Annotated in this window: 11 protein-coding genes; 4 read left to right on the forward strand and 7 right to left on the reverse strand. The window is 58.4% G+C overall.

The window, feature by feature from the left end:
- Window positions 1-106: 106 nt before the first annotated feature.
- Together dnaK and OZX73_RS08655 are read right to left on the reverse strand one after the other, a co-directional pair.
- Complete coding sequence (gene dnaK, locus OZX73_RS08650) at window positions 107-1,999, reverse strand: molecular chaperone DnaK (RefSeq protein ID WP_277149431.1); 1,893 nt, start codon at window positions 1,997-1,999, stop codon at window positions 107-109.
- Between the two features lie 705 nt (window positions 2,000-2,704).
- On the reverse strand, window positions 2,705-3,274 hold the full coding sequence (locus OZX73_RS08655; RefSeq protein ID WP_277149432.1) for a helix-turn-helix transcriptional regulator: 570 nt from the start codon (window positions 3,272-3,274) through the stop codon (window positions 2,705-2,707).
- Window positions 3,275-4,784: 1,510 nt separating this feature from the next.
- On the opposite strand from OZX73_RS08655, the gene OZX73_RS08660 reads away from it, so the two are divergent.
- The gene (locus tag OZX73_RS08660; RefSeq protein WP_277149433.1) at window positions 4,785-7,901 is read left to right on the forward strand and encodes a BspA family leucine-rich repeat surface protein; all 3,117 of its coding nucleotides are present in this window, start codon (window positions 4,785-4,787) and stop codon (window positions 7,899-7,901) included.
- Window positions 7,902-8,105: 204 nt separating this feature from the next.
- On the opposite strand, the gene OZX73_RS08665 is transcribed toward OZX73_RS08660, so the two are convergent.
- The 5 genes from OZX73_RS08665 to OZX73_RS08685 form a co-directional block, all read right to left on the reverse strand.
- A complete protein-coding gene (locus tag OZX73_RS08665; protein WP_277149434.1) occupies window positions 8,106-9,227 on the reverse strand; it encodes a hypothetical protein in 1,122 nt (373 codons plus the stop codon).
- Entirely contained in the window at window positions 9,224-9,832 is a 609-nt protein-coding gene (locus OZX73_RS08670) for an ABC transporter ATP-binding protein (RefSeq protein WP_277150977.1), read from the reverse strand. Before OZX73_RS08670 ends, OZX73_RS08665 begins: the two co-directional genes overlap by 4 nt.
- A 170-nt stretch (window positions 9,833-10,002) precedes the next feature.
- A complete protein-coding gene (locus OZX73_RS08675; protein WP_277149435.1) occupies window positions 10,003-11,217 on the reverse strand; it encodes a peptidoglycan-binding domain-containing protein in 1,215 nt (404 codons plus the stop codon).
- A 31-nt stretch (window positions 11,218-11,248) separates the two neighbouring features.
- Window positions 11,249-11,941, reverse strand: a complete 693-nt coding sequence (locus tag OZX73_RS08680) for a hypothetical protein (RefSeq protein ID WP_277149436.1) — start codon at window positions 11,939-11,941, stop codon at window positions 11,249-11,251.
- 347 nt (window positions 11,942-12,288) lie between these two features.
- Window positions 12,289-14,097, reverse strand: coding sequence for an MFS transporter (locus OZX73_RS08685; RefSeq protein WP_277149437.1), 1,809 nt, complete (start codon window positions 14,095-14,097; stop codon window positions 12,289-12,291).
- Window positions 14,098-14,353: 256 nt separating this feature from the next.
- Here OZX73_RS08685 and OZX73_RS08690 point away from each other — a divergent pair, with 256 nt between their 5' ends.
- From OZX73_RS08690 to nrdI, 3 genes are all read left to right on the forward strand, one after another.
- Complete coding sequence (locus OZX73_RS08690; protein WP_277149438.1) at window positions 14,354-15,043, forward strand: TetR/AcrR family transcriptional regulator; 690 nt, start codon at window positions 14,354-14,356, stop codon at window positions 15,041-15,043.
- Between the two features lie 304 nt (window positions 15,044-15,347).
- Window positions 15,348-15,644 (forward strand): glutaredoxin domain-containing protein, encoded by a 297-nt coding sequence (locus tag OZX73_RS08695; protein ID WP_277149439.1) that lies wholly within the window; start codon window positions 15,348-15,350, stop codon window positions 15,642-15,644.
- Window positions 15,645-15,922: 278 nt separating this feature from the next.
- Window positions 15,923-16,429, forward strand: coding sequence for a class Ib ribonucleoside-diphosphate reductase assembly flavoprotein NrdI (nrdI, locus tag OZX73_RS08700; protein WP_277150978.1), 507 nt, complete (start codon window positions 15,923-15,925; stop codon window positions 16,427-16,429).
- The last annotated feature ends 144 nt before the right edge of the window (window positions 16,430-16,573 follow it).

The following is a 16,573-nucleotide window of genomic DNA, read 5'->3' on the forward strand; positions in this document are numbered from 1 at the left end:
CCGAATCCCGCACCCGGCGCATTGAACCCAGCCATCGAGTTGAGCCATGCGTCGTCGGGATCCGGCAGATCCTTCAGATAGTCGTCCTTATCGAACCCGGACATGATTACTTGTTGTCCTTCTTGTCATCGTCGTCGTCAACGACCTCGGCGTCAACCACGTCGTCGTCATCGGACGAGGACGAGCTGGAGCCTGCCGCGCCGGCAGCACCGGCACCCGCGGCGCCAGCGGCACCTTCGGCACCCTGCTGCGCATAGAGCGCCTGACCGATCTTCTGCGAGGAAGTGGTCAGCTTCTCCTGGGCGGACTTGATCTTGTCGATGTCGTCGCCCTTCAGGGCTTCCTTCAGGTCGTTGACATCGGCCGTGACTTCCTTGACGACATCATCGGAGAGCTTGTCCTTGTTGTCGTTGACCATCTTCTCCATCTGATAGGCGAAGGATTCAGCGGTGTTGCGGGTCTCGGCGTCTTCCTTGCGCTTCTTGTCGTCGGCCTCGTGGGCTTCGGCTTCCTTGACCATGCGGTCGATCTCGTCCTTTGGCAGGGCGGATCCGCCGGTGATGGTCATGGACTGTTCCTTGCCGGTGCCCTTGTCCTTGGCGGAGACGTGCACGATGCCGTTCGCGTCGATGTCGAATGTGACCTCGATCTGCGGGACGCCACGAGGAGCCGGAGCGATGCCGGTCAGCTCGAAGGTACCCAAAGGCTTGTTGTCGCGGGCGAACTCGCGCTCACCCTGATAGACCTGAATCAGCACGGAGGGCTGGTTGTCCTCAGCGGTCGAGAAGACCTCGCTGCGCTTGGTCGGAATCGCGGTGTTGCGGTCGATGAGCTTGGTCATGATGCCGCCCTTGGTCTCGATGCCGAGGGAAAGCGGGGTGACGTCGATCAGCAGGACATCCTTGCGGTCGCCCTTGATGACGCCGGACTGCACCGCGGCGCCGATCGCCACGACCTCATCCGGGTTGACAGACTGGTTCGCGGCCTTGCCGCCGGTGAGTTCCTTGACGAGCTCCTTGACGGCAGGCATACGGGTCGAGCCGCCGACGAGGACCACGTGGTCAATCTCGGAGACCGAGATGTTCGCGTCGTGCAGCACGTTGTTGAACGGCGTGCGGCAACGGCCGAGCAGGTCGGAAGTCATTTCCTCGAAGTGTGCGCGGGTCAGCGTCTCGTCGAGGTGGACAGGCGTTCCGTCGGGAGTCATGGCCAGATACTGCATCGAGATGTTGGTCTCAGTGGAGCTGGAGAGCTCCTTCTTGGCCTGTTCCGCGGCTTCCTTCAAGCGCTGCAGAGCGATCTTGTCCTTGGACAGATCGACGCCGTACTTGTTCTTGACCTCGCTGACGAGCCAATCGATGATCTTCTGATCCCAATCGTCGCCGCCGAGCTTGTTGTCGCCGTTCGTGGCCTGCACCTGAATGGTGGCGAAGCCGTCGTCGTCCTTGCCGATCTCCAGCAGGGACACATCGAAGGTGCCGCCGCCGAGGTCGAAGACCAGGATGCGTTCGTCTTCCTTGCCCTTTTCAAGGCCATAAGCCAGTGCCGCAGCCGTCGGCTCGTTGATGATACGCAGCACGTTGAGGCCTGCGATCTTGCCGGCGTCCTTGGTCGCCTGACGCTGTGCGTCGTTGAAGTATGCAGGGCAGGTGATGACCGCGTCGGTCACCGGCTCGCCCAGGTACGCCTCGGCGTCCCTCTTCAACTTCATAAGAATCTGTGCGGAAATCTCCTGCGGAGTCCACTTCTTGCCGTCGATGTCCACCGACCAGTCAGTGCCCATGTGGCGCTTGACCGAGCTGATGGTGCGGTCGACGTTGGTCACGGCCTGACGCTTGGCGACCTCGCCGACGAGAATCTCGCCGGACTTGCTGAACGCGACCACCGACGGGGTGGTGCGAGCGCCCTCGGCGTTCACGATGACCGTGGGTTCGCCGCCTTCGAGCGTTGCGATGCAAGAGTTTGTGGTACCCAAATCAATACCTACTGCACGTCCCATATTCGTTTCTCCTTATTCGTTACGTTTCACATCTGTTCGCTCGGGTCCGGAAGCTGCGCCGAGGCTTTGTTTCTCGTTCGCGGCCCGCATCCAGGTTCGCACCTGATTGATGTTCCAAAACCTGAGCCTACTTCACTCAACTTTGTATTGTCAAATTATATTCCCGAATTTGCGAAAAAACTTGAGTCTTTTTGGCTCAAGTTTTTGAAAAAAGGGATTTTTCGGCCAAGAAACGTTGAAATTCAAAGGATTCAACATACAAATTAGAAAATTCAAATAATGACAGAAATCCGAAACCCGCATTCAAACCGTAACTCTAAACACTATTCGCCGCACAAGTACCGTATACTTTATACTTGTATCCGCAAGGCCCCGTGAAAGTCACTCATGCGAAACATCATGAAACTCCGGGGTCAATTCATTGAAAAAGTACGAGATTCCCCAAATCGAACATCGGTAATGTTATGTTTGGAAACGAAGAAACCAAAATACGTTTGAATTTAGCGAGTATCACTAAAACGTTGCAATACATACTATCCGATTCTCGAACTATACAATTTTCATAAAAGCTACTGATCAATTTGCATAAGTTCAATTAGTCAATCTGCATAACTTTTCCTGTTAGATATAACAAATCAGATTGTTCAATGAAAGTTTCCCAGCCATGATGAACCCAAATACAGTGATTACATGACAGTCGCCTTTTCACCAGCTCAGCCAGATATAGACTCCGATGAAAAGTACGACTATCAACACACCTGCAACGATGGACACAATATTGTTGCGATGGGTACGATCCACCGGTTTGCCGGAAACGTAGGCCAACAACTCCCTGAACGTTATGACATCGAGCTTTTTCTGCAATTTGTCGCAATGAACGGCCGAACCGACAGCGGCGAAAGCCATGGGAATAACGATAAGGCTCCACCAATTGTTCCAATATCGTCCGCGCGTATAAGCATCAACAAAGGCGTACACGACGCAAAATGTGAACAAGACCCACATCACAATCGTCCAGAATAGGATTTTCCGCCTGTTGCGCTTGATTTCCTCGTTCATTTTCTCGACGTCTCCTTTGACCAGTTCGTCCAGGGTGATGCCGAAAAGATTGCCCAGCAGCAGGAGGTTCTGCACATCGGGATAGGTGCGGCCGGTCTCCCAGTTCGAGACCGTCTGGCGCGAGACGAAGATCTTGCCCGCGAGGCCATCCTGAGACAAACCCATTGCCTCGCGATGGTCACGGATCTGACCACCCAACTGCATCTCGACCGCCATCGTCGTACCTTTCCGTCTCTCCCGTTCAACAACCGCCTCGCTGCCATCCGCTTGTTCAAGGGTACTTCAAATCAGTGCCGCTTTCGCAATCCCGAACGAACACCCTTTCACAATCCATCAGCAACCGTTCCGACAATCCCAACGTAACCCAACACGCCCGGACACTCCAAGCCAGAACGCGAAAATCCCCTGCCAAAAGTCTTTGACATGGCGGAATTCCAACGATTTCGAGCATTATGCCCTCTATGTTTTATCTGGCATGAGTCATCCCATCAAGCTCTAGCAACCACGCTAATTGCTTATTCCCCCAGTGCAGGAACCATTACATCCACGAAGTACTATATTGTTTTACATATAAGTCAAAAAGGAATATGGGATATACGCTAATATTTCGGTTCCTACTTGTGGGGCAGCGTCATTCGTGGCGGATGCCCCACAAGTTTATCCGCGGAGAAAACGGAGGCAACGATGTCTTTAGAGTTATAGGCCCTAAAGCGAACAACAGCGATGTTATGTTTTTATAGACACAAAGTCGAGGATTCTGCGAATGCGGCGATAATTGCTGAACCCTTGCAATATATGTTATCCGGCCTCCGAACTATACAATTGTCATAAAAGCTATTGATCAAATTGCATAAGTTCAATTAGTCAATCTGCATAAATTTCCTTGTTACATATAACAAATCAGACGAGCTGAGAATCATCATGGCCATAGACGGTTTTAACTCTGACATTGCATGACGGGTTGCCCTAGCAACCAAGCAAAATATGAAACCACGAAAAGCGCGGTCACCGGCTCACCCGCGAGAACGACTCGGCCATCAGCTCGTCTTCAACAACGCCGAACGCGTCATTTATTACATCCAAACTCAATATGTTACAAAATGCGACACGCCGTAGCACTCGGTTTTGGGACGCATTTCAGACGGTCGTCTCTTTCAACATCAAAACTTCCACGAACCTTGTCAAAAGAGTTGGCATTGTTGGGTTGCAAACCTTTTAAGCTTATCCACCATATTGTCGCGTGACGCGGTTTCCACGCGACCGTGGACGGTTGTTTTTGTACCGGAAAGCCGTTAAGGTGTGGATTCATCGGAACGGCGGAACCGTATACGATAATGTATTACACCGCCGGAATTCGATTTAGTCCTAAAAAGGTCGGTGTTCAATATGGGTGTCATCCGCACGTTGGTCTCGGTGCTGGTTTGTATTGCAACGATGTCAACGCTAACCCCCCCGCAATTCTGATCTAAACGAAACTTTCCCATCACTTCCGGATACCACCCAATCCCAATCCTCATCCTCGCCCCACGATATTTCCCGATCATCTTTTCCTTCTGAGCTTTCTGATTCCGCACGTCTTTCCAACCCATCGCGGCCCGTACACTCTTCCAAGTCCCCCGAATCCCATGAAGCAGAACTGCTTCATGGCTACTCCGTTTCTCCTACTATTCGCTCCGTCTCGCATATTGTCGAGGGCCGGGCCCCATCTTCTTCCACCTCGTCGTTGATGCGTGGCGAGCCGGCCGTGGGCCCACAGTCCAGTTGCTCTACACGGCACGGCACATGGAACACAGCCACCTGGGACTTCGACGCGGACTGCGTGCTGGCCATCCACGGCGGTGACACCGGCTCCACCCCGAGCACCACGCCCTTCGGCTCCGGCTCGACTGCCGGCACGATCGCCAACACCGCGGCCAGCGTGACCATCGACGGCAGTGTGATCATCAGCACCGGCAACGCGTTCGCCGGCTGGACCTCTCTGCAACTTTTCACCATGGGCAACGGCGCGAGCCTCACCCTCAGCGGCCAAGGCGCCTATCGCCTCTTCGCCAGCGACACCGCCCTGGCCACCGTGGACACGACCGGCTGGGACACCAGCCAAGCCACCACCATGTACAGCATGTTCTATCAATGCCGGACCCTCTTCAACCTCAACCTGTCTGGCTTCGATACCGCTCGAGCAGCCACCATGCAATACATGCTCGGCGGCTGCGCCCAACTGACAAGCCTGGACCTGTCCGGCTGGAACCTCACCGGCCTCAACGCCACCACCAACATGGACAACATATTCGACGGTGACACAGGTCTCACCACGATCGACGCACACGGCTGGCACGTCAACAACACCGTCGCCACCGCCCTTGCCGATTCCACGAGCGGCACCAGCAAGTTCGCCGACGCAACTAACCTAAAGACACTGAACGTTTCTGATTGGATTCTCACTGGCGCCACTAAGACCACCTATTTGTTCGCCCATTGCGCACATTTGACCGACATAAATGTGTCCGGCTGGACTGGCATGAGCAATGTCGCCGCAATGAACGGTACATTCGCTTCCAATACCAAACTCACAGCCATTACCGGCCTACCCGACTGGGATAGCAGCCACGTCACCGATATGCGAGAGATGTTTGCGAACGACCGGAATTTGATGGAACTCGATCTGTCCGGCTGGGACGTTAGCCATATTGACATCAACGGCATGTCTAAAATATTCTTTTTAAACACCTCCTTGCCCGTCATTAACACGTCGCGCTGGCGCATCGGAAACACCAGCGTTGCGCTGGATATCGCGTTCAAGCAAGGTCCATCCACAATTATCGTAAATGATTGGGATCTGTCCGCCACTACCAGTCTGTCCGGCTTGTTCAAGGACTGCACGAATCTGACCGGTATCATCGGCATGGGCACCTGGGACACTAGCACCATCACCAACATGAGCAACATGTTCTACAAATGTGGCAAGCTCGCCAGCGCCGACGTTTCCCACTTCGACACCAGCCACGTGTCCACCATCGACTACATGTTCTACAACTGCTCGAGCCTGGTGGTCCTCGACGTCACCGGCTGGCGCACCCCACAACTCACCAGCATGATCGGCGCGTTCCACGGCTGCGCCAAGCTCACCGTGTTCGACCCGTCCCGCTTCGACACCAGCCACATCACCGGCTTCAATAGCCTGTTCACGGACGATGCGGGTCTGAAGCTGCTGGACCTGCGTGGCTGGGACACCAGCGCCGGCACCGGCGCCTGGGGCGTGTTCGACGGCATGCTTCCCAGCGGCCTGCGCATGCTCGCCCTCGGGCCCAACACCAGGCTCAAGGACAGCGCCTATGGCAAGCCCTTCGACAGCGTCAACCAGAACATCAACTGGATGCAGATGCAAAGCTTCGACGCGGGCGCCGCGCCGACGGGCTGGACCGGACGCACGCCCGCCCTGGACGCCAAGGCCAACACCAACCCCGCCGGCTTCTACGTCGACAGCACGTACGTGGGCGCGACCTTGGTCGTCGACGCCAACGGCGGGGCCGGCTCCTACTACACGGACACCGACACCACCACCGCGGGCGCGGCCATCGACGCGCCAGCAGCCACCGTGCTCAACGGCCACCGGCCCCACGCCGTGTTCGACGGGTGGAACACCAAACGCGACGGCACCGGCCACGCCTACCAGCCCGGCCAGAGGATCGCCAGCCTGGCCAGGGGCGAGTACTTCCCCCACCAGACCATCATCCTCTACGCCCAATGGCGCGCCGTCAACGCGCCCGGCAGCCTCACCACCACCTACCACCACACCGGCGACAAGGTGCGAGTCGCCGGCACCGTCGGCCACGCCGGCACCGTCCAGGCCTGCCTCGCCCCCGGCCAATGCCAGACGACACAGACCACGGGCGGCGCGTGGACGATCGACCTCGCCGCCGCCACGTTCACCGCCGCCTACCCCATGGGCGCGCAGTACACGCTCACCACCAGCATCACCGACAGCGTCGCCGACGCGGTCACCGGCCAACCCGTCACCAGCCCCGAGACCAAACTCACCGGCACCCTGCCATGGACAAGCGTCACCCTCACCAAAGACGGCGCGGACACACCCGTCGGCACCGTGCCCACCGTCGCCCCCGTGTACACCGACACCAGCGACAACAAGGCGTATGCCAGCCTGCCCAGGCTCGCCGCTTCCGGCGGCATCAGCGTGGCCGGCGGCTACCTCACCGGATGGAACCACCAAGCCAGCCAGCCCACACCGGAATACGCCACACCTGGGGCGACCACGATACCCACCACGGACGGCACCACCGACGGCAACGGACACACCACCGTCACCCTGCACCCCGTATGGAACATCCTCAACGCCCCCACCGGCACCGGCCAGCGCTCACCCACCGGCAACGGCGTCAGGTTCACCGCCACCGGCAAGCCATGGACCAACACCGACACCATCACCCTGTGCGTCAAACCACACACCCAACCCGCCTACACCGACTGCACCACACCAACCACCACCAGCGGCTGGACCAACGGCGACTACACCATCAACAAGGACTACACCCGAACACAAATGCCCCAAGGCGGCCAATACGACATCAAGACCACCCTGACCACACCCGGCACCACCGACACCTGGCGCGGCGACGGCACCACCCCAACCGGGCCTCTCACCAAAACCAACGAGACGACAGTACGCATCAGCAACACCTACCAGGGCAGCCTGCCCCTCACCGGCGGGCGGCCGCAACGGCTCGCCGCGCTCCTCGCCGCCGGACTCGCCCTGGCGCTCCTACTGCTCGCCGCCGCGGATTGGCTGCGCCACCAACGCCAGGCCAATGCCCGCCACAGCAAGTGAGGTAGCCACACGGGCGATGAGGCCCACACGACGAATCAAAGACTTCCCGCCAAGCCAACCAACACCCCGGCCCGGCGGGAACCCAACCGGGTGCCGGCACGGCAACCAACAACCCAAACCAACCACCGCGCCGACACCCACCCCAACCCTTTAATCACAAACCAACATCAATTTGTGAACTCAAAACATCTGTAGCGCCCAGCCCTATCGCCGATTCTTGAAGAAGGCGAAAAGCTGGGTGCTACGGATGGAGGTCAGGCCGACTGCGATGCCCAGTTGCGCGGTCAGAAGGGCAGCGATTAGCGGCGGGAGCTGGACGAGCGTGAAGGTGACGGCTTTGGCCCGGCCGGACATGGCGGTTGCGGCGAACATGGACGCAGCAACGCATAGCAGCACCGCCGGAACGCTCCACGCAAGGATTTCCAGGGCGAAAATGGCATGGAGACCACGCCGCGGCAAGCCCATGTGCAAGTCGTCGGCAATTTCGACCTTGCGCATACGTATGGCGAAAAGCGCGATGACGAACGCCAACAACGGAGTGAGGGCCAGCATGAAACGGCTCGACCGCGCATTGTATTGCGCATTGAGATCAGCGGAAGTGCCCTGCGAGACGTTAGCCTGACGAATCTGCGAGCTGGGTATACCGCCGGGATAGGCGAACCACGCGGTGTTGATCAGGTCTTTGGCGCTGGGATTGCTGGGGCTGACGCTCGCCCAGCACTCGTCCCACGGTTCGTCCCAGCTTGTGGAAGTCGGGGTGATGATGGAGTAAGCGATGCGTTGGTCGCGGCCGTCCTCGGGCCACGGGAATATTCCGGCAATATGCACGACACCTTGGTCGCTGGGCAGGCTGTCGCCCTGGCGGACTTTGAGCGTATTGGCCAGCTGGTCGGATATCCACACGCCGGACGAAGCCGAAGTATTTTTCGAAAGTCTGACACCGAGCACATCCGCCATCGACGGCGTTACGTCCCATTGGTCAAGCGGCGCGCTTGGCATGGCGTCGAGCGTGACATCCTCGTCTTCGCGCAGGGCACCGGCCGACTGGATGGGATGGGTGCGTTTGCTGTTCGCACCTTTGCCCGTCGCTTTGGTAAGCGCACCACAGGAAACGGGGTTAATCTCCTGTTCCTGCGCGAGGATGTGAATGGACGAGCCACTCGAAACCCATTGTCGGGCCTGATGCTGCAGGCCAACCACGGTGTTGAGGTCGAACATGGTCACCACGATGGCGAGCACGGCCAGAATCGCAAGGCAACTGATGGTGCGCGAGGTACCGGAGGTGATGTCGCGCCAGGCCTCCGAGAAAATGCTGGAACGTTTCATGCCTGCTCCTCAGGTTCCTCGCGGTTCTCATGCCACGCGAGGTCGATGACCCTGCTGCAGGCCGCGCGGGTATTGGGATCGTGGGTGGCGATGACGACGATGGTATCGCCGGTCGCCAAGCCGGTCAGCGTCGCGTCGACGTCGCTGGCGGTGCGCTGGTCAAGTTGGGCGGTGGGTTCGTCGACCAGCAGCAGCCCAGGTTTGCTGGCGACGGCACGGGCAAGCATAAGACGTTGGGCCTCGCCTCCGGAGAGTTCGCGGAATTGGCGGTCGGCCAAGTCGGCAAGATGGAACGTGGTCATGATGTCCATCGCCTCATCGACGGCCTGCTCACGTTCGTATCCCCGCCCAAGCAATGGTTGAACAACGTGATCGAGCGCGGTTCGGCGAGGCATGCCGTGCGGGTTCTGGAACACCCATCGAACGCTGCTGATATTGCGGCGTTCGACCTGCCCTTCGGCCGGTTTCGCGAATCCAGCGACAATCGAAAGCAACGTGGATTTTCCAGAGCCGGAAGGTCCGCACAACCCGACCGCCTCCCCCGGTTTCAGCGTGAAATCAAGGTCTCTGAACAGCCAAGGCCCGTCGCCGAAGCGATGTCCCAAATGCTCCCCGACAACCGCAAGCTCATCGGCATCATGGGCAACATCAGCGTCCAAAGAAGAATTCGCGATTCCATCAATGTCACCAATCACGCCTGTAACTTCACCGAAGTTCTCAGTATCGTTTGCAATCACAGACTCATCGGACAATGACCGCGCGGAATCGCCGGCCATTATTCCGTATCCTTTTGCTCACCCTGCACGTCGGTTTTCCCGCCTTGCAGGCCGGCCGAAGCGGAGCCGTCCTTCAAATCGCTCATATCACCCTGCTTGTCGACACCGTTGCCGCTACCGCCGGACTTGGCGCCTTTATCCGCTTTGCCAGCGGTGCATTTCACGCCATCAAGGCGATGGCCGAGCACAACCTTGCCGATCGGCGTCTTGCCGTCGAAAGGCTGGACGAGTGTGGCTCCCAGCGCGGAACCGATGACATTGACCGGAACGGCTTTCTTGCCATCGGGCGAGACGCAAGCGGTTTCGCCGTCCTGGCCGGTGATGGCCGACGGCGGCACTTTCATGGTCTCGATGGGTTTTTCAAGGGCCAGCAGACCGTTCGGTTTCTTGTCCTTGTTGCCCAAGCTGTCTTGGTATTCTTGGCTGGCAGAGATTTTCTTGAGGAAGGCCGCATCCGTAATACGTCCGTTCACTTTGTCAAGTGCTATCGTGACGTCAAACAACGAGAACGTACGCCGCCCTGGTCGCAGTCCGGTCGGGGGCCGGAAGGTAACGGCGGTCAGCTGGCCACCGACTTTCATGACTTCGGTGTCCGGCGAAAGCGCTGTGTTCAAATCCGCGGAACATTGCGTGGGAACGACCGTGGATTCGGGGATCCACACCACATCCTCAGGCCCGATCGATCCGCTGGCATTGGAAATTCCGGCATGTTTGAGCAGCTGGGAAACGCCCTTGGCGGTCGATTTGCCGTAGACGCCATTGCCGTCCGCCGGATAGCCCAGCGACGAAAGCTCGCGCTGCAACGCGGCGACATCCGTACCGGAGACGCCCGCCGAAACCGACCTGTACAGCGGCGTATCAGTATGCAACGCGATAATCGGCTTGCCGTCGACCGACATCAGTTTGTCGCCGGAATGAACCGCCTGGCCGGGCTTGCACGATGATTCGCTGACTGTTCCTGAGGTTTTCGTGGTGATCGCGCGCACGGGGCTGGTCTCAAACGTTACTGCGGGCACCGTGATCTTGTCTTCATACGTCTGCCGCGTGGCTTTGACCATATCCGGCGCGGCGGCAACGTCGAGGCCTTGCGGCGTGGGCGTGGGGACGAGCAGCGAGCCGACGATCACACCGACGGCCAGCGCCGCCAGTCCGGTAATCACCAGAGGAATCCCCATCTTACGCAGGGATGCGTGCTTTTCCGATTGTTCCATCATCAAAGTTCCTTGATATTCGATTCGGGATCACTCATATATCTATGCCCATACCGTTGCCGACCAAGCAGTTCTGCGCGGCATCCGTGGACGTATCAAAAGGAAGCTTCTTTCTCAGCTCACCGCCGCCTTCCAACGCATCCTTGAGCTTTTTGGCGGTATAGCTCTTATCGACGACCTTGCTTCTTTGCAGGCAGGTGACAGCGGCTTCATACGTGTCAGAGAACAGATCCGGATTGGTCTGCTGAGTTTCATACAGTATCTCGATATCCGAGGAATCCACCGAGCAAGCCTTGTTGGCATTTGCCATCTTATCCACCTCGGCCTCACTGTGCGGAACCGGATCGGTGCCATTGTTCGCGTAAATGCCGCTCGGCAGTTTCTTTTCGAGCATTTTCCAGCCCTTGCTGGCCATGCACGAGACCTCTTTGGCGTGCGCGGCCTCGTAATCCTCCGCACTGACCTTGCCGTTCTTCTTGGATCGCGTGATCACCTCGCGCTCATAACTGCTCAGCTTCTTTTTCGCCAGATATTGGTCGAACAGGGCATCCATGCTTGACGCTAGCTTCGCACCTTTCTTCGTCTCACTCGAACCGGAACCGGAGCCCGAACCCGATGGCTCTTGCGCTTCGTGTTTCCATGGGGCGGAGCACGCGGTCAGCGAGGCGAGCAGGCCGACGCACGACAGAGCGGCGAGCAGACGACAGGATGCATCCTTGCGATGCACGTTCTTGTTTCTACCATTACGTTTGTTGGATTCGTTTTTCCTTGACGGATTTCGATGCAGGTTATCAAACAGCATTGTTGTCCACATCAGCAATCGCCTCCTCAGTGAGCCATTAACTAGTGACGAATACCACATTACTTGGCCGATTTTGATATACCTGAGAGCAATGTCCGATAACGCTGTGAAAAATATTAGACAAACCTTAAAGTTCTTTGAAAACCGTCTGGACAACATGGACAGCGCACGAGGACATGAAAAAGCCCCGCCAAAAGTCTCTGGCAGGGCGTGATTTCAACGATTACAAGATTTCAATGATTACAGGATTGAAATATTCATCAAACGCGAAGTCATTCGACCTCGTCGCGCTTGGCGGCGCGGGCGACCCAAATCGAGGCGATGAGGCCGACGGCGAGCATCACGATCGCGACGACCAGCGTCCACTGGCTGGCGCGGGTGAAGGCGGAGGACATGGCGTCGACCACCTGCGGGCCGAGGGCACCGAGCTTGCCGTGGGTGCCTTGGGCGCGGATGCCGACGATGACCGAGCCGGCCGAAGCGTCAAGTGACTTGGTGAGGCCACTTACCAGTTGCGAGGGCAGTCCCTTCACGCCCCCAAGCGCGGAAGGCGCGATATTGGCGACCATGACCGAAAGCACCAGGCCGGCCACAGCCGCGCCGACGCCGGTGCCGAGCTGACGGATGGTGGATTGCGTCGCGGAGCCTTCTCCGGACTGGGCCACCGGCACCTCGGAAAGCACGAGGCTGGTGAGCTGGGCGGCGGCGAAACCGAGGCCGAAGCCGTAAAGCACGAACGGAATCAACATCCAGGCGACCGGCAGCTTGGGGCGCATCATCACCATCAGAATGACGACGCTCAGCATCTCGACGATCAGGCCGAACTGGACGGTGTGCGGGGCGCCGATTTTCGCGGTGACCGGGCGGGCCAGGCCGCCGGAAACGATGGCGCCGAGGCCCATGGTCGCCAAAAGCGCGCCCGTGGGAATCATGTTGAGGCCACGCACATTAATAAGGTAAAGCGGCAGGACGAACATGATGACGAATTCGCCGGCCTGGATGGCTCCGGCGGCGATGTTGCCCATCGCGAAGGTCGGGATGCGGAACAGCGTCAGGTCGAGCATCACCGGACGCGCTCGGCGGGCGCGGCTGTTTTCGGCGTGGATGAACAGCGCGAAGAAGACGATGCCAAGCACGATGCAGATCGGGATGACCGAAATCGGCCAGCTCGCGCCCCACTTGAAGCCACCGATGCCGAAGTCGCCCTTGGGCTTGAGCCAGCCGTAGGTCTGGCCCTCGATCAGCCCGAAGATAAGGAACGCCGAGCCGAGCGCGGAGAGGACAATACCGAGCGGATCGAAGCCCTCCGGCTTGGCCGCGGATTTGGCGGAATTGGCAGAGGCCAATTGCTGCGCGGCGGCACCCATTGCGGACGCCCCGGCTTTGCCGCCGGTTTTCGGCACAAAGAATATGGATGAAATAAAGACGATGACGCCCAACGGCACGTTGACCAGGAAAATCCAGCGCCAGCCGATGGTCTGGGTGAAGAGGCCACCGAGGAATGGGCCGATGGCCGCGGCCGCGCTCATCACCGAGCCCCAGACGCCGAACGCGATGGCACGGTTCTTGCCACGGAACGAAGCGGAGACGATGGAAAGCGTCGACGGCATCACCAGCGCGCCACCGATGGCCTGCACCGCGCGGGCGCTGAGCAACAACGTGGCACCGTTGGAGGAAGCGGCGAGAATCGAACCGGCGACGAAGACGACCACACCAACTTGCAGTGTCATCTTGCGGCCCTTGAGGTCGCCGAGCTTGCCGAACGGCAACAGCAGCGCCGCGAGGATGATGTTGTATAGCGAAGTGACCCACTGCGCGTCGGTCAGGTTCAGGCCGATCTCGCGGATCATCACCGGAATCGAGACGTTGACGATGGAACCGTCGAGCACGATCATCGCGAGCGCCAGCGCCAAAACCCACAGCGCGTTCCACGGCGGCTTCACAGCCGACCCGGGAGCGGAACCTGGGTTCACATCCGCTTTGGGCGCCACGTTGGCAGCAGATGAGGTCGCTGCCATGGAGTCGGCCGAGACCGCGGCTCCATCACGCCGACGAACCTGTCCATTCTGTTGTTGGTTCATAAGTGTTCTTTCTTGATCTGATAGCGATAACCACAAACCGCGGAAACCTTAATGAGGCAAGGCGGCAACAAGTGTATATTTTTGCGACATCGAGTCGCAAACCTCGAGCGACTATACGCCGTTACCGTACAGCGCGCAAACCTGTGGCCCGCTTTAGCCAGAAGCACAGAAGGCGCGGCAACAGGACACAGACAAGACGAACGGATACCATGGAAGGCAGCGGCCGCCAGCAACCACGCCAGAAACAGAGGACGATATGCCACGCATCAATGAGGCCAATCTCGAGGAACATCGCCGTCACACGATGAACGCGCTGCTCGATTCGGCGGAGAAAATCATGCGTGAGCAGGGCGGCGACGCGCTCACCCCGGCCAACGTCAGCAAGGGCGCCGGCATCGCACGCAACTCGATCTACCGCTATGTCAAGGATATGAAGGACCTGCGGCGGCAACTCATGGCGCGGCACATGCCCAAGTGGATCGACGCGCTCGAGGAAGGGCTTGGCGGCGTCACCGATCCGGCGGAAATCGTGGTGCAGTGGGTGAGAATCAACCTCGAGCAATCCGTATTGCAGGGCCACGATTGGATGACGCAGATACCGCTGAGCGACGCCCAGACCTACAGGGACGACAAAGTCCTTTGGCCGAAACCTGAAAACACGGCGAGCGACGGCGACAAAGCCGATGACACTTCACCAAACGACCAGCCGCTCGAACCGACCCAACCTAGCCTGCACGAACGGGTCAACGCGCCCATCGTGGCGGCCTGGGGCAAATTGTGCCCCGAAAATCCGCAAGTCGGCATCGCATTGACCGAAGGCCTCGTCTCCAGCGGCATGCGCCTGCTGAGCGGCAAGGAGCAGACCGAGGGAACCCGGACCGTGGCCATCAATGACATCGAACGCGCGAGCCGCGCCATCGTCGGTGAACTACGCGAAGACGAGTGACATCGGCCTTTCGAATCCATATTGAGAGCCTGACCATCCACCACAGCTTCCACGTTCATCCACATCAGTCCACTTGTCTATTTTCCCAAACCGGGTTCTTTTGTGAGATAAAACACAACCGTCATTTCGACTGTATTACAGTGCGTATCCGGCACCCCTTGAGCCGTCTGCCTTTACAAGGCATAAGCACTATATCTAGTGGTTGGAAAGCCGACACGCTACTAGAAGTTGGGGTTTAGTTTGGAACTACAACCATGTAGTCTGAATTTCTGAAAGCTCATAAGACATCAATTCGGAGGTTACGATGACCGTTACTGTTTTCACCAAGCAGCATTGCCCGCAATGCATGGCAACAGAACGCCAGCTCAAGCGCCAGAACGTCACGTTCGAGACGGTGGACCTGACCGATAACCCCTCCACCGTGCAGCAGCTGATCGACGCCGGATTCAAGCAGACGCCGGTGGTCATCACGCCGGATTCCTCGTGGAGCGGCTACCGTCCCGACCTCATCAAGGCGCTGGGCACAGGCGAGGTCGCGAAAGCCGCGGAGACCACGGCGGCCGCGGCATCGGCTCCAGCGAACAGCCACGTGGCGGCGTGACCCGCCCACCTCATTTCGCGGAATCAGCGACACACGGAACGATACATACCCGGCAGTTCACTCAAAGAGACACGAACCGTTACGAACACACGAACAAGAGATACATGAAGTCAACAACGACAAGCGATTCATTGAATCCGGACGGGGCCCCCGAACCGGCGGCGGGGCAGGATGAAACAACCATTCAGCGCGCGGAAGCCACATCCCCGACAGCCAGCGCAGGGCAGAATGGGGTTGACGGCCAAGGCGCGACGGCCGCCCAAACCACCTCGCAGCCGGTGGACGAGCAGGATCTGCTCGCTGCCAGCGAACCGGAAGCCAAGGCCAACGGCGAACACATCGGGGCCGTGGTCTATTTCTCTTCGGTCTCCAACAACACCGCACGCTTCATCGAAAGCTGCGGCTTCCCAGACGAGGGCATCAACGTCTACCGCATTCCGCTACGCCCGAAAGACACGCCTCTTGAGGTACGCGAACCTTACGTCCTCATCGTGCCAACCTACGGCGGCGGCAATGTCGCGAAAGCGCTGCTGCCACAGATCCGCAAATTCCTGAACGGGCACAAGAACCGCAGCTTCATCCGCGGGGTCATTTCCTCGGGCAACAGGAACTTCGCCACGGCCTTCTGCGCCGCAGGCGACATCATCTCCAAGAAATGCCACGTCCCGTTCATGTACAATTTCGAGCTCCTCGGCACCCCGGACGACCAACGTCAGGTGCGCGAAGGCGTCCGCGACTTCTTCCTCGACGCCCGCCAGAATGATGCGAAACATCTTTCGTCATAAATTTTACGCACGCCCAAAAGGGGGTATTTAAAAACCGTTCGGCGGAATTCCGCCCTTTTTATTTTAAATGCCCCGCTTTGGGTGTGTGGCTTTTAATCATCACAAGCAATTCCTGAAAGGAACCAACAAATGGCTCTCAACGAT

The organism is Bifidobacterium sp. ESL0775, from assembly GCF_029395475.1.
GTDB lineage: Bacteria > Actinomycetota > Actinomycetes > Actinomycetales > Bifidobacteriaceae > Bifidobacterium.

Excerpts from the sequence above, each read along its gene's own strand:
- dnaK (WP_277149431.1), bottom strand. The coding sequence starts at position 1,999 with ATGGGACGTGCAGTAGGTATTGATTTGGGTACCACAAACTCTTGCATC.
- OZX73_RS08655 (WP_277149432.1), bottom strand. The coding sequence starts at position 3,274 with ATGGCGGTCGAGATGCAGTTGGGTGGTCAGATCCGTGACCATCGCGAG.
- OZX73_RS08660 (WP_277149433.1), top strand. The coding sequence starts at position 4,785 with ATGCGTGGCGAGCCGGCCGTGGGCCCACAGTCCAGTTGCTCTACACGG.
- OZX73_RS08665 (WP_277149434.1), bottom strand. The coding sequence starts at position 9,227 with ATGAAACGTTCCAGCATTTTCTCGGAGGCCTGGCGCGACATCACCTCC.
- OZX73_RS08675 (WP_277149435.1), bottom strand. The coding sequence starts at position 11,217 with ATGATGGAACAATCGGAAAAGCACGCATCCCTGCGTAAGATGGGGATT.
- OZX73_RS08685 (WP_277149437.1), bottom strand. The coding sequence starts at position 14,097 with ATGAACCAACAACAGAATGGACAGGTTCGTCGGCGTGATGGAGCCGCG.
- OZX73_RS08690 (WP_277149438.1), top strand. The coding sequence starts at position 14,354 with ATGCCACGCATCAATGAGGCCAATCTCGAGGAACATCGCCGTCACACG.
- OZX73_RS08695 (WP_277149439.1), top strand. The coding sequence starts at position 15,348 with ATGACCGTTACTGTTTTCACCAAGCAGCATTGCCCGCAATGCATGGCA.